This window comes from Streptomyces sp. NBC_01317 (genome assembly GCF_035961655.1).
Classification (GTDB): domain Bacteria; phylum Actinomycetota; class Actinomycetes; order Streptomycetales; family Streptomycetaceae; genus Streptomyces.
On the sequence record NZ_CP108393.1, the window covers coordinates 5,798,274 to 5,812,653 of the forward strand.

General features: G+C 70.8%; 9 protein-coding genes. 4 read left to right on the forward strand and 5 right to left on the reverse strand.

The window, feature by feature from the left end; all coding sequences use genetic code 11:
* Positions 1–5: 5 nt before the first annotated feature.
* From OG349_RS25200 to OG349_RS25210, 3 genes are all read right to left on the reverse strand, one after another.
* The gene (locus OG349_RS25200) at positions 6–908 is read right to left on the reverse strand and encodes a DUF4132 domain-containing protein (protein ID WP_327236753.1); all 903 of its coding nucleotides are present in this window, start codon (positions 906–908) and stop codon (positions 6–8) included.
* Between the two features lie 114 nt (positions 909–1,022).
* On the reverse strand, positions 1,023–2,474 hold the full coding sequence (locus OG349_RS25205; protein ID WP_327238717.1) for an amino acid permease: 1,452 nt from the start codon (positions 2,472–2,474) through the stop codon (positions 1,023–1,025).
* 245 nt (positions 2,475–2,719) lie between these two features.
* Positions 2,720–3,766, reverse strand: a complete 1,047-nt coding sequence (locus tag OG349_RS25210) for a hypothetical protein (protein WP_327236754.1) — start codon at positions 3,764–3,766, stop codon at positions 2,720–2,722.
* A 459-nt stretch (positions 3,767–4,225) separates the two neighbouring features.
* Between OG349_RS25210 and OG349_RS25215 the strand changes: the two genes are divergently transcribed.
* From OG349_RS25215 to OG349_RS25230, 4 genes are all read left to right on the forward strand, one after another.
* On the forward strand, positions 4,226–5,566 hold the full coding sequence (locus tag OG349_RS25215) for a deoxyguanosinetriphosphate triphosphohydrolase (RefSeq protein ID WP_327236755.1): 1,341 nt from the start codon (positions 4,226–4,228) through the stop codon (positions 5,564–5,566).
* A gap of 163 nt (positions 5,567–5,729) precedes the next feature.
* Positions 5,730–7,016, forward strand: a complete 1,287-nt coding sequence (locus OG349_RS25220) for an NAD(P)/FAD-dependent oxidoreductase (protein ID WP_327236756.1) — start codon at positions 5,730–5,732, stop codon at positions 7,014–7,016.
* Between the two features lie 93 nt (positions 7,017–7,109).
* Positions 7,110–9,035 carry a DNA primase gene (dnaG, locus tag OG349_RS25225; protein WP_327236757.1) on the forward strand — a complete coding sequence of 642 codons (1,926 nt, stop codon included), beginning with the start codon at positions 7,110–7,112 and terminating at the stop codon, positions 9,033–9,035.
* A gap of 296 nt (positions 9,036–9,331) precedes the next feature.
* Positions 9,332–10,528: an RNA polymerase sigma factor gene (locus OG349_RS25230; RefSeq protein ID WP_442806309.1), complete on the forward strand. Its 1,197-nt coding sequence runs from the start codon at positions 9,332–9,334 to the stop codon at positions 10,526–10,528.
* Between the two features lie 62 nt (positions 10,529–10,590).
* On the opposite strand, the gene OG349_RS25235 is transcribed toward OG349_RS25230, so the two are convergent.
* A complete protein-coding gene (locus OG349_RS25235) occupies positions 10,591–12,522 on the reverse strand; it encodes an ABC transporter ATP-binding protein (protein WP_327236758.1) in 1,932 nt (643 codons plus the stop codon).
* Positions 12,522–14,255: an ABC transporter ATP-binding protein gene (locus OG349_RS25240; RefSeq protein WP_327236759.1), complete on the reverse strand. Its 1,734-nt coding sequence runs from the start codon at positions 14,253–14,255 to the stop codon at positions 12,522–12,524. Before OG349_RS25240 ends, OG349_RS25235 begins: the two co-directional genes overlap by 1 nt.
* Positions 14,256–14,380: the final 125 nt, after the last annotated feature.

Sequence of the window (14,380 nt, forward strand, 5' to 3'; positions counted from 1 at the left end):
CCCGCTCACAGCGCCCCCTCCTCTTCGCTCTCGACCACACGGCCCGCGAACACCAGCGCGGCCATCCGCTCACCTTCGGACCAGGCGACCGGCCCCACTTCACCGAGCGGCAGCCGCCGCCCCGTCCCGTCCCGCCACTCCAGCGCTCCCGTCCGCGCCTCCGCGTCCGGATAGTCGCCCCCCAGCCAGTACGCCGCCTCCAACTGCCGTCCGTCCTCGACCAGCCGGCACAGCGCCTGGCCGCCCCGCACCCGGTAACCGAGCGTCAGCGCCCGCCCGGTGGCATGCCGCAGCTGGGCGAACTTCCCGTTCGCGTACGCGCTCCAGGACGTGTCCGTGCCGGCCGTCCCCGCGACCCCCTCCGGCTCCGGCCGTTGCCACACCTCGCGGAACAACTGCTCCACGCCCTGCTCGACCTTCAGCTCCGCCGCGAACTCCCGCAGCTCCGCCAGGTCTTCGAGCAGCACCGGATGGGGGATCAGCACCGACGTCACTCCCGCCGGGTCCAGCCACACCGAATCCCCGTCGAGATCCACGATCCCGAGCCCCTTCACCGGATCCGCGTCCCGCAGGAACCCGGCGCGCGCGGTGTCCGCCGACCCGTCCTCGCCCACCGGCGCCACCACCAGATCCCGCAGCGCCGCCTGCCACGCCGTGTCCGGCCACACCCGCGCCAACAGCGCGACCGGCACCGGCAGCGACCGCACCAGCCAGGCGTCCACCTGCTCCCGGCACTCGCTCTCGTGCCGCGCCAGCCACTCGGCCAACTGCCTGAGCCTGACCACCTCGACGTCGTCCTTGAGCTTCGGCGGCACCTGCTTCAGCGCCCTGCCCGCGGCATTGCGGCACAGCACCCGCGTGCCCTCCAGCGAGACGGCGTACCCGCCCGCCGTTTCGATCCAACCCATGGCAGGACCCCTCCCCGACCTTCTGGTTCTCGAACTGATCACCACGTTAGGCGGGGGGTCTGACAACGGCCCGATCGGGCCCGTGAGCTGCTGGAACGCCGAGGTGGCCCCGCGTCAGACGATGTCCTCCATCTGCTGGATGTCCCGGGGCGAGCGGGAGTGGGTACGGGTCTCCCGGACGCGGCGCGCGAACGGCCAGTACGCCGTCGCCAGCAGCAGCGCCCCGGCCAGCGCGGCCACCGCGTAGTTCATCGTGTCGATGGTGACGGGGTAGCTCTGCGGCAGGCAGAACAGCACCGTGCAGAAGGTCACCCAGACCACCGCCGTCCAGCCCACCAGGTTGCTCCAGCGGCCCAGGTGCCACGGCCCGGGAGTGAACCGCTCGGGGCGCACGAGCTTGAGGAAGACCGGGATGATGTACACCGGCGTGATCCCGACGACGCTGATCGCCGTGATCGCGCCGTACGCGGTGGTCGACCACAGCGACGGCAGGGTCAGCGCGAAGGCCGCGACCACCGTCATGCACACGGCCCAGTACGGCACCAGGGTGCGGCGGCTGATGCGGCGCCAGAGGTGCGAGAAGGGGAGTTCGCCGTCGCGGCTGACGGCGAAGACCATCCGTGAACCCGACGTGGTCACGGCGATCGTGCAGAAGAACATCGCGCCGATCACCAGGAGCAGCATCAGCGTCGCGCCGTCGGTGCCGAGCGCGTCGATGAGGATCTGGGCGGGCGGCACCCCGGTCGCGGTCGCCTGGGTGGCGGCGTAGTCCTGGATCGCGAACGTGAGGCCCGCCAGCAGGATGAACCCGCCGATCCACGACCACACGATCGACTTGATGATGCCGCGCGGCGCCGAGACGGCGGCCTGGGTGGTCTCCTCCGACAGGTGCGCGGAGGCGTCGTACCCGGTGAAGGTGTACATGGTCAGCAGCAGGCCGAGCGCGCACACGTACAGCGGATTCGAGAAGCCCGTGTCGTTGACGAACTCACCGAAGACAAAACCGGGCGACTGGTGGCTGTCGGGCAGGATCCACAGCGTGCCGACGATCGTCACGATGCCGACGAGGTGCCACCACACGCTCAGGTCGTTGAAGAACGCGGCGATCCGCACCCCGCACAGGTTGATCGCCGCGACGGCTGTCAGGATGACCGCGAGGATCAGCAGCGTCGACCCGGGTGTGGGTTCGTAGCCTGTCTGGAGACTCAGCAGCGCGCCGAGGAAGGCCGCGGCGCCGTAGCCGCTGCCGGCCAGACCGCCCAGCATGCCGAGCAGGTTGATCCACCCGGTGTAGTACCCCCAGCGCGGTCCGCCGAGGATACGGGCCATGTAATACATGGCCCCCGAGGTGGGGTACGCGCTCGTCACCTCCGCCAGGGCCATCCCGATGATCAGGACCATGGCCCCGGCGCCGACCCAGCCCCACATCATGACGGCCGGGCCGCCGTGGCCCATGCCGTATCCGTAGAGGGTCATGCAACCGGTCAACACCGAGATGACACTGAAACTGATGGCGAAGTTCCCGAACGGGCCCATGCGCCGGGCCAGAACGGGCTGGTAGCCCAGCTCCTTGAGGCGTTGTGCGTCCGGTGTGTCGCCCCGGTCGCCGACAGCGGGGGTCCGGGAGGAGCCGGAAGTCCCTGAGGTGCCGGTGGGCGAACCGGTCGGTGAGGTGCCTGTCGAGGAAGACAACGGTCGTCCTTCTGCCGTGGTGGTGGGGGGATGGGGGGTGTCGGGAACGAAGGGAACGAAGGGGGTACGGGGGGACGAGGTACGGGGGACGGACGAGGTACGGGGACGGACGGGCGCGGTCAGGTGGCCGGCCGGTGCCGGTGTCTGCCGAACCGCGCAGGGCTCGTCCGCGCGGAGGACTCGGCGACACTCAGGCACTGGCTGCGGCAGCGCGCGATGTGATCGACGAGGGCATCCCTGTCACCCGGGTCGGCGAGCCGGAACTGCCAGGGACGCGGCGTGATGTGACGTCCCATCGCCTGGAACACCCTCCCCGCTTCCTTGTACTGCTGTCCGGCCCACAACGCGTGCGCGAGGTAGTTGAGGTCCTGTACGGAACGCTCCGCCTCCGTACGGAGGGCGAACCATCCGTGAAAGGCGGACAGCGCGTCCTGGATCGCGTAGCTGTTCAGCCAGTGCATGTCGAGCGCTTCCCTGGGAAGCCGACGCCACCGCTCGACCCGTACGTACACCGGCAGCATCAGCAGGGCCGCCGCCGCGGGCTGCTCCGCCCGGCTGAGCACCCAGCGCGCGTAGCCGTCCGCGTGGCTGACCGCGGCGGCGTCGGGCCGGCTGAGCCAGTACTGGAGCATCCGGTGGTACGCCTCGCGGTTGTACGGGTCCAGGGCGTCCGCCCGCCGCAACAGCCCCCAGGGTCCGGCCGGCAGCATGGGGTCGGAGGCCTTCACCCGGTGCTCGCCCGCCTGTTGGTCCTCGTCGATGACGGCGAGGGCCAGGAAACAGGTCCAGGGCACGGGGTTGTCCAGCGCCGCGTGCACGGCGGTACGGCAGGCGCCGAGGGCCGTGTGCCACAGGTTGTCCGCGTTCGGATGCCCGCCCCGGAAGGCCCGGAGCGCCCGCTCGGACGCGACACGCGCGAGCATCACCGTGGCGGTGGCGTCGGGTTCGTCGTCCGCCCACGCCTCGACGACGTCGGTACCGGCGGCCGAGGCCGCGAGGACCTGGCTGCGGTACGTCCAGGCCGCCCAGGAGCGCGAGGTGTCCGTACGCGCGAGCAGCGTCCGCATGGACACCCACCGGCCGAACGCGACCTCCTCCAGGGCCACCCTCAACTCGGTGTCGGAGCCCGCCGGATGCATCACCGGGCGCCAGTCGCCTTCCGCCATGCTCAGCCCCCCGCGACGCCGGTGTCACGGACGCGAGCCGCGGACACAGCGGTGGTACGGGGCACGGTGGTACGGGGCACGGTGGTACGGGGCACGCGGCCCACGGGAGGTATCGGCCGGGTCTGTAACGCGGCAGCGAACGTCGTCTCCACATATCCCCCTTCCCCCACGGGACTTCCCCGTGAAGCGTGAGGCTTTCCATGAAGCAGCCCCCACCGCGGTCCATTGCACACTACACGGCGTGTTCGAGCACTTACGGAATCTTTTCGCAAATTAAAAATCGCAACTCGGCCACAATGCACGCACCATGCGCACCGCCGTATTGGGGAAATCCACTCACTATTCCATTTCCCCCCGGATCGGCCTGTCCGGGCCGGTCCGGGGCCGTCCGGGCCCGTCCGGGCGATATGCGGTGGCCCGGGGGGACTCGCTGTCGGTCCCTCCGGTTACCTTCGATACATGGCAGGCACCACCGGTACGACCCCATCCCACTCCCCGGCCCCCTCGACCCCTTCGACCCCTTCCACCCCCTACGACAGCGCGGCCACCGAGCGCTGGGCCACGGAGCCCGACAAAAGGCCCGGCAGGACCGCGTTCCAGCGCGACCGCGCCCGCGTGCTGCACTCCGCCGCGCTGCGCCGCCTGGCGGGCAAGACGCAGGTGGTCACCCCGGGGACCCGTAACCAGGACTGGGACGCCAGCGCGCGCACGCGCCTCACGCACTCCCTGGAGTGCGCCCAGGTGGGCCGCGAGCTGGGCGCGGCCCTCGGCTGCGACCCGGATCTCGTCGAGACCGCCTGCCTGTCGCACGACATGGGCCATCCGCCCTTCGGCCACAACGGCGAGCAGGCCCTCAACGACTTCGCCAAGGACTGCGGCGGCTTCGAGGGGAACGCGCAGTCGCTGCGCCTGCTGACCCGGATCGAGCCCAAGCGGTTCGTCGTGTCCGAGGAGACGGGCGAGCCGGTCAGCGTCGGCCTCAACCTGACCAGGGCCGCCCTGGACGCCGCGACGAAGTACCCCTGGCCGCGCGGTGCCCACCCCACCGAGCCCGCCTCCGTGAAGTTCGGCGTGTACGAGGACGACCTGCCGGTCTTCGCCTGGGCCCGGGAGGGCGCCCCGGCGGGCCGTACGTGCTTCGAGGCGCAGGTCATGGACTGGTCCGACGACGTCGCCTACTCGGTCCACGACTTCGAGGACGGGTTGCACGCCGGCCATGTGGACCCGGCCGCGCTCTCCTCGGAGACCGAACGCGACTCGATCTGGGCGGTCGCGATAGGCCGGTACGTCCCCGCGGACACCGACCCGGCGGAGCTGTCCGCCGCGCTGGACCGCCTCATGGGACAGCGCTGGTGGCCGCACGGCTACGACGGCTCCGCCGTCGCCCAGGGCCGCCTCAAGGACGCCACCAGCCAGCTCATCGGCCGTTTCTGCCTGGCGGCGGAGGGCGCCACCCGCGAGGCGTACGGCACGGGCCCGCTCACCCGGTACGGCGCCGAGCTGGTCGTCCCGCGCGAGGCGCGCCACGAGTGCGCGGTCCTCAAGGCCGTCGCCGACCGTTACGTCATGCAGCGGGCCGAGCAGGAGACCCTCCGCGCCGACCAGCGGATCGTCCTCGCCGAGCTGGCCGAGGCGCTCACGGCGGGCGCCCCGGAGGGACTGGACCCGCAGTTCCGCGCGCTGTTCGACACGGCCGGGGACGACCGTGCCCGCAAGCGGGTGATCGTCGACCAGATCGCCTCCCTCACGGACGCGGCGGCCCGCTCCCTGCACAGCGGCCTCCACAGAAGAGGGCACTGACGGCAGAGGGACGCACTGTCGGCGCCCCGTCAGCCCTCACCCCCCGCTCGGGCCACGCCCCCCGCCCGCCGTACGCCGCACAGCACCGGCGCGCCCCCTCTTCCCCCATTACGCTCCGTACGGGACGCTCGCAGATGGCGGCTGAGCAAAAAGGAGGCATCAAGTGGTCGACGCACATCGGACATTTGTCATCGTCGGCGGCGGGCTCGCCGCGGCGAAGGCCGCGGAGACCCTCCGGACGGAGGGCTTCACCGGCCGGGTGATTCTGATCGGCGACGAGCGCGACCATCCCTACGAGCGCCCACCCCTCTCCAAGGGCTATCTGACCGGCAAGGACGAGCGCGACAGCGTCTTCGTGCACGAGCCCGCCTGGTACGCGCGGTCCCAGGTCGAGCTGCACCTGGGCCAGACGGTCACCTCGATCGACCGCGGCACCCGCTGCGTGCACCTCGGCGACGGCACCTCCGTGCACTACGACAAGCTGCTGCTGGCCACCGGCTCAGAACCGCGCCGCCTCGACGTCCCCGGTACGGATCTGGCGGGCGTCCACCACCTGCGCCGCCTCGCCCACTCCGACCGGCTGCGCCAGGTGCTCTCCGCCCTGGGCCGGGACAACGGCCACCTCGTCGTCGCCGGGGCCGGCTGGATCGGCCTGGAGGTCGCCGCGGCGGCCCGGGAGTACGGCGCCGAGGTCACCGTCGTCGAATCCGCGGCCACCCCGCTGCACCAGGTCATCGGCCCCGAGCTGGGCCAGCTCTTCACCGACCTCCACCGGGAGCACGGAGTCCGCTTCCACTTCGGGGTACGGCTCACCGAGATCGTCGGCCAGGACGGCATGGTCCTGGCGGCCCGTACGGACGACGGGGAGGAGCACCCCGCCCACGACGTGCTCGCCGCGATCGGTGCCGCTCCCCGGGTCTCCCTCGCCGAGGCGGCCGGCCTCACCCTCGCCGACCGCGCCACGGGCGGCGGCATCGCGGTCGACGCCTCGCTGCGTACCTCGGACCCGGACATCTTCGCGGCCGGGGACGTGGCCGCCTTCCCGCTCTCCGGCTGGGGCGAGGGCCTGCCCGTCGACCGGGTGCGCGTCGAACACTGGGCCAACGCCCTGAACGGCGGGCCCGCCGCCGCGCGGGCGATGCTCGGCCAGGACGTCACGTACGACCGGATCCCGTACTTCTTCTCCGACCAGTACGACCTGGGCCTGGAGTACTCGGGCTGGGCGCCGCCCGGCTCGTACGACCAGGTGGTGGTCAGGGGCGACGCGGGAAAGCGCGAGTTCATCGCCTTCTGGACCAAGGACGGCCGGGTCCTCGCGGGGATGAACGTCAACGTGTGGGACGTCACCGAGGACATCCAGCGCCTGATCCGCTCCGGCGCCCGGCTGGACCCGGAGGCGCTCGCCGACCCGTCGGTGCCGCTCGCCTCGCTGGCGGCCGACGGCACCTGACGACTCCGAGGGCCCCCGACCCCGACCGCTCCGAGGCGCCTCCTCCCGACCGCACTGTCCGCCGATGTCGTAGCGCCACCGTAGAATCCACGCGTGGCCGGCAGGATCAACGATGACGACGTGAAGGCGGTTCGGGACGCGGTCCCGATCGACGCCGTCGTGTCCGAGTACCTCCAGTTGCGCAGCGCGGGCGGCGGGAACCTGAAAGGGCTCTGCCCCTTCCACGACGAGAAGTCCCCCTCCTTCCAGGTCAGTCCGAGCAAGGGTCTCTTCCACTGCTTCGGCTGCCAGGAGGGCGGGGACACCATCGCCTTCGTGATGAAGCTCGACCACCTCTCCTTCTCCGAGACGGTCGAGCGCCTCGCCGCCCAGGCGGGCATCACGCTGCGGTACGAGGAAGGCGGCTACAACCCGGCGGGCCAGCGCGGTGAGCGCACCCGGCTGGTGGAGGCCCACAAGGCCGCCGCGCTCTTCTACGCCGAGCAGCTGTCGGGCGCCGAGGCCGAGATCGGCCGCACGTTCCTCGCCGAGCGCGGGTTCGACCAGGCGGCGGCCGAGCACTTCGGCGTCGGCTACAGCCCGGTCGGCTGGGACCACCTCACGAGCTATCTGCGCGGCAAGGGCTTCTCCGACAAGGAGTTGCTGCTCTCCGGCCTCTCCCAGGACGGCCGCCGCGGCCCGATCGACCGCTTCCGCGGCCGGCTGATGTGGCCCATCAGGGACATCTCCGGCGAAGTGGTCGGCTTCGGCGCGCGGAAGCTGCGCGACGACGACAACGGCCCGAAGTACCTCAACACCCCCGAGACCGCGATCTACAAGAAGTCCCAGGTCCTGTACGGCGTCGACCTGGCCAAGAAGGACATCGCCAAGGCCAGCAGGGCCGTGGTGGTGGAGGGGTACACGGACGTCATGGCCTGCCACCTGGCCGGCGTCACCACCGCCATCGCCACCTGCGGCACCGCCTTCGGCGCCGACCACATCAAGATCCTCAGACGGCTGCTGATGGACAACGGCAGCGCACGCGTGATCTTCACGTTCGACGGGGACGCGGCGGGCCAGAAGGCCGCGCTGCGCGCCTTCGAGGACGACCAGAAGTTCGCGGCCGAGACGTACATCGCCATCGCCCCCGACAACATGGACCCCTGCGACCTGCGCCTCGCCAAGGGCGACGAAGCGGTCCAGGACCTGGTCGAACCCCGCACGCCGCTCTTCGAGTTCGCGATCCGCCAGATCGTCTCGCGCTACGCGCTGGAGACCCCGGCGGGGCGGGCCGCCGCGCTGGACGAGGCGGCGCCGATCGTGGCCCGGATCAAGAACGGCGCGTCGCAGCACGAGGTCGCCGTCCAGCTCGCCGGCATCCTCGGCATCCTGGACACCCAGTTCGTGGTCAAGCGGGTCGCGCAGGTGGCGCGTTGGGCGCGCGACCGGGGCGGGCGCGGCCCGGCGGCGCCCCCCGAGCGCGGCGCCCGGCGCAACGACCCGCAGGGGCCTCAGGGCGCCCAGGCACCGGCCGGCCGCGGCCCCTCGGGACCCGCGCTGAATCTCCGCAGCCCCGCCCACCGCACCGAGCGCGAGCTGCTCAAGCTCGCCCTCCAGCGGCCGGAGCTGGTCTCCCCGGCCTTCGACGCGTACGGCGGCGACGAGTTCACCGCCCAGCCGTACGCGGCCGTGCGCCGCGCGATCGAGGACGCGGGCGGGGCCGAACAGGGCGTGGGGGCCGCCTTCGAGTACCTGGCCCGGGTCCGCGACGCCGCGCCCAACGACGCGGTGCGCGCGATGGTCACGGAGCTGGCGGTCGAGGTCTTCCACGGCAAGACGATCGACGAGACCTACGCGGGGGAGCAGCTCGTCCAGGTCCGGCTGCGCGCGGTCGACCTGCGGATCCGCGACGTCACGGGCACCCTGACCCGCCTCGGCACCCACTCGGACCCGGAGCACTACGCCGCCGTACAGAACGAGTTGTGGGTGCTCCAGCAGTACGGCCAGTCCCTGCGCAACCAGGGCGCGGCCGCGCTCTGACGCGTACGGCCGCCACCACGCGGCCCGTTGGCCGCCCCCCGGACGACCCCCTTCCGTAACGGCCCGGTCACGCACGGGACTCAGAAAAACACCGCACGCCCCTCGTGGCGGTGATGTGTCGTACCCCACACTGGTTGCGGTCCCTGAGTCCCCGGGGCGCGGCCCGGCTACGCACGTCGGGCGCCGCACCCCCGCGGGATCCGCTCATCGTGTACGGGACGGATGCGGCCCGGCCGTTTGCGTCCCGCTGCCGCACGCCCCCGAACCGGCAGTGATCACCCTGGAGGTCGCCCCCCGTGCAGACCCAGACCCAGTCCGTGAGCCCGGCCTTGACGCTGACCAAAGACCTCACGGCCTACCTGACCGAACAACCGGCCCTGTCACCGGCCGTCCCGGCCTTGTCTCCGGCCGTCCCGGCCCTCTCACCGGCCGTCCCGGCGCAAAACCGCGCCGCGCACCACCCTGAGACGCTCCCCCCGCTCCACCCACTCCACCCGCGCCAGGTGACCGTCGTGGAGACCCTCACCGAGGACCCCGTGGACGACGTGCCCGAGCCCCGCCGGGGCAGCCGCGCCGACAGCGGCCCCACCTCCGACCTGTTCCGCCAGTACCTGCGCGAGATCGGCCGCATCCCCCTGCTCACCGCCGCCGAGGAGGTCGAACTGGCCCGCCGCGTCGAGGCCGGGCTCTTCGCCGAGGAGAAGCTCGGCACCGCCACTGACCTGGACTCCCGCCTCGCCCTGGACCTCGACCGCCTCGTGGTCATGGGCCGGATGGCCAAGCGCCGGCTGATCGAGGCCAACCTGCGCCTCGTCGTCTCCGTCGCCAAGCGCTACATCGGCCGCGGCCTGACCATGCTCGACCTCGTCCAGGAGGGCAACCTCGGGCTGATCAGGGCCGTCGAGAAGTTCGACTACGCCCGCGGCTTCAAGTTCTCGACGTACGCGACCTGGTGGATCCGCCAGGCCATGTCCCGGGCGCTGGCCGACCAGGCCCGTACCATCCGGGTCCCCGTCCACGTGGTCGAGCTGATCAACCGGGTCGTCCGCGTCCAGCGCCGGCTGCTCCAGGAACGGGGTTACGAGCCCAGCGCCGAGGAGGTCGCGGCCCAGCTGGACGTCTCGCCCGAGCGTGTCGGCGAAGTGCTGCGCCTCGCCCAGGAGCCCATCTCCCTCCACACCCCGGTGGGCGAGGAGGACGAGGTGGCGCTCGGCGACCTGATCGAGGACGGCGACGCCGCGTCCCCCGTCGAGTCCGCCGCCTTCCTGCTGCTGCGCCAGCACCTGAACGCGGTCCTCTCCACCCTCGGCGAGCGCGAACGCAAGGTCGTACAGCTGCGGTACGGGCTGGACGACGGCCGGCCCCGCACCCTGGAGGAGATCGGCAGCATCTTCGGCGTCACGCGGGAGCGCATACGCCAGATAGAGGCGAAGACCCTCGGCAAACTGCGTAACCACACCTACGCGGATCAACTGCGCGGCTACCTGGACTGACAGCGGCGCCGCACCCCGTGAACCCGGGTACGGCGCCGCACCGTCACGTACCGCGTCCTGCCTCAGTCGACCTCGGCGACCGCCTGCGCGAACTGCGACGCGTACAGCCGCGCGTACGCCCCGTCCGCCGCCAGCAGTTCCTCGTGTGTGCCCTGTTCGACGATGGAGCCGTTTTCCATCACGAGGATGACGTCGGCGTCACGGATCGTGGAGAGCCGGTGCGCGATCACGAAGCTCGTACGGCCGTGGGCGAGGCGCGCCATCGCCCGCTGGATGAGGACCTCCGTGCGGGTGTCGACCGAGCTGGTCGCCTCGTCCAGCACGAGGATCACCGGGTCGGACAGGAACGCCCGCGCGATGGTGATCAGTTGCTTCTCGCCGGCGCTGACGCCCGTACCGTCGTCGTCGATGACGGTGTCGTACCCGTCGGGCAGCGTGCGGACGAACCGGTCCGCGTGCGCGGCCCGCGCGGCCTCCTCGACCTCCTCGCGCGTGACCTCACGGGAGGACCCGTACGCGATGTTGTCGGCGATGCTCCCGCCGAACAGCCACGTGTCCTGGAGGACCATGCCTATCCCGGAGCGCAGCTGCTCCCGGGACATCCGCGCCACATCCACCCCGTCGAGGGTGATCCGCCCACCGGTGACCTCGTAGAACCGCATCAGCAGATTCACCAGCGTGGTCTTGCCCGCACCCGTCGGCCCCACGATCGCGACCGTCTGCCCCGGTTCCACCGACAGCGACAGATCCTCGATCAGCGGCTTCTCGGGGTCGTACCGGAAGGACACGTGCTCCAGCGCCACCCGGCCCTGCGACTCCTTCCGCAGCCGCTCCACGGCCGGGGTGTCGGCCTCCTGCTCCGGCGCGTCCAGCAGGTCGAAGATCCGCTCGGCCGACGCGACCCCGGACTGCACCAGGTTCGCCATCGACGCGACCTGCGTCAGCGGCATCGAGAACTGCCGCGAGTACTGGATGAACGCCTGTACGTCCCCGATCGACAGGGTGCCGGAGGCGACCCGCAGCCCGCCGACGACCGCGATCAGCACATAGTTCAGGTTCGAGATGAAGAGCATCAGCGGCTGCATGATCCCGCTGTTGAACTGCGCCTTGAACCCGGCCTCGTAGAGCTTGTCGTTCTCTTCGCGGAACGCCTCCGCGGACTGTTCGGCGCGCCCGAAGACCTTCACCAGCGCGTGGCCGGTGTACATCTCCTCGATGTGCGCGTTCAGCGTGCCCGTGACCTTCCACTGCTGCACGAAGTGCGGCTGCGACCGCTTGCCGATCCGCGTCGCCACGAAGATCGACACCGGTACGGTCACCAGCGCCACCAGGGCCAGCAGCGGCGAGATCCAGAACATCATCCCCAGCACGCCGACGATCGTCAGCACGGAGTTGATGAGCTGCCCCATCGTCTGCTGCATGGTCTGCGAGATGTTGTCGACGTCGTTCGTCGCCCGGCTGAGCACCTCGCCGCGCGGCTGCTGGTCGAAGTACGACAGCGGCAGCCGCGACATCTTCGCCTGCACCGCCTCGCGCATCCGGAAGACCGTGCCGTTGATGACCCGGATCGAGAGGCGCGTGGACACCAGCATGAGCAGCCCGGCGCCCAGGTAGATCAGCAGCGTCACGAGCAGCACTTCGCCGATCGCGTCGAAGTCGATGCCGTGGCCCGGGGTGAAGTCCACCCCCGAGAGCAGGTCGGCGAGACCGTTGTCGCCCTTGTCCCGCAGCGAGTCGATGGCCTGCGCCTTGGTGGTGCCCTCCCGCATCTGCCCGCCGACCACCCCCGCGAAGATCAGGTCGGTGGCCCGGCCCAGGATCTTGGGCCCGGTCACCGAGAAGGCGACGCTCAGCACCCCGGCGCCGAGCATCCACCAGAGGGTGGTCCTCTCCACGGCGAGCAGCTTCAGCAGCCGCTTGCTCGATCCCTTGAAGTCCATGGACCGCTGCGTCGGGCCCGCGGCCATCATCATGCGTCCGCCAGGACCGCTCATCAGGCAGCCTCCGCCTCGGTCAGCTGGGAGAGAACGATCTCCCGGTATGTCTCGTTGCCCGCCATCAGCTCGTGGTGCCGGCCGCTGCCGACCACCCGGCCCTCGTCCAGGACGATGATCCGGTCCGCGTCACGGATGGTGGACACCCGCTGGGCGACGATCACGACCGTCGCCTCCGCGGTCTCCCGCGCGAGCGCGCGCCGCAGCGCCGCGTCGGTCGCGTAGTCCAGCGCCGAGAACGAGTCGTCGAACAGGTATATCTCCGGCCGCTGCACCAGCGTCCTGGCGATGGCCAGGCGTTGGCGCTGCCCGCCGGAGACGTTCGTACCGCCCTGGGATATCGCGGCGTTCAGGCCGCCCTCCAGCGCGGAGACGAAGTCCTTGGCCTGCGCCACCTCCAGCGCGTGCCACAGCTCCTCGTCGGTCGCGTCCGGCTTGCCGTACCGCAGGTTGGTCGCCACCGTCCCGGAGAAGAGGTACGGCTTCTGCGGGACCAGGCTCACGGTCTTCGCCAACAGCGCCGGATCGAGCCCGCGTACGTCCTGGCCGTCCACGAGCACCTCCCCGCCGGTGGTGTCGATCAGCCGGGGGACCAGGCTCAGCAGCGTCGACTTGCCGCTGCCCGTCGACCCGATGACGGCGGTCGTCTCGCCGGGGCGCGCCACCAGCGAGACGTCCCTCAGCACGGGCTCCTCGGCCCCGGGGAAGCGGAACTCCCCGCTCCGTACCTCCAGATGACCGTGCCGCCGCAGCTCCGTCACGGGAGCCTCCGGCGGTACGACGCTGGACCGCGTGTCCAGCACCTCCTCGATGCGCTCCGCGCACACCTCGGCGCGCGGCACCATCATGAACATGAAGGTGGCCATCATCACGGCCATCACGATCTGCATCAGATACGCGAGGAACGCGGTCAGCGCGCCGATCTGCATCCCGCCGCTCTCGATGCGGTGCGCCCCGAACCAGACGACGGCGATCGACGAGACGTTGACGACCGTCATCACCGTCGGGAACATCAGCGCCATCAGCCGGCCGGTCGACAGCGCGACGTCGGTCAGCTCGGTGTTGGCTTCCCCGAAACGCTTCTTCTCGTAGTCGTCCCGGACGAACGCCCTGATCACACGGTTGCCGGTGATCTGCTCGCGCAGAATCCGGTTCACCGAGTCCAGCCGGGTCTGCATGGTCCGGAAGAGCGGCCGCATCTTCCTGACGATGAGGCTCACCGAGATCCCGAGCACCGGCACGACGGCCAGCAGCACGGACGACAGCGGCACGTCCTGGCCGAGCGCCATGATGATGCCCCCGACACACATGATGGGCGCCGACACCATCAGCGTGAACGACATCAGCGTCAGCATCTGGACCTGCTGCACGTCATTGGTGGTACGCGTGATCAGCGACGGGGCCCCGAACTGCCCGACCTCGCGGGCGGAGAAGCTCTGCACCCGCCCGAATACGGCGGCCCTGACGTCCCTGCCGAGCGCTGAGGCGGTACGGGCGCCGTAGTAGACCGCGCCGATGTTGCAGATCACCTGGCCGACGCTGACGGCGATCATGATCCCGCCGAAGCGCAGGATGTAGCCCGTGTCCCCCTTCACGACACCGTTGTCGATGATGTCCGCGTTGAGCGTGGGCAGATAGAGGGTGGCGACGGTCTGGAGCAGCTGGAGCGCGACCAGCAGACCTATCGCTCTTTTGTACGGGGCGAGATGGGTACGCAGGAGTCGTAGCAGCACGCGGAGTCTCTCGGGGTCGGCAAGATCGGGGGTCGGACCCATCTTGCGACACCCGGGCGGCGGAACCGTATGGATTTACGTCCAAGGCCGGGTCAAGAAGCGCGCTGTACTGGGCGTGGGGCGCG

Excerpts from the sequence above, each read along its gene's own strand:
- OG349_RS25215 (WP_327236755.1), top strand. The coding sequence starts at position 4,226 with ATGGCAGGCACCACCGGTACGACCCCATCCCACTCCCCGGCCCCCTCG.
- OG349_RS25200 (WP_327236753.1), bottom strand. The coding sequence starts at position 908 with ATGGGTTGGATCGAAACGGCGGGCGGGTACGCCGTCTCGCTGGAGGGC.
- OG349_RS25210 (WP_327236754.1), bottom strand. The coding sequence starts at position 3,766 with ATGGCGGAAGGCGACTGGCGCCCGGTGATGCATCCGGCGGGCTCCGAC.
- OG349_RS25235 (WP_327236758.1), bottom strand. The coding sequence starts at position 12,522 with ATGAGCGGTCCTGGCGGACGCATGATGATGGCCGCGGGCCCGACGCAG.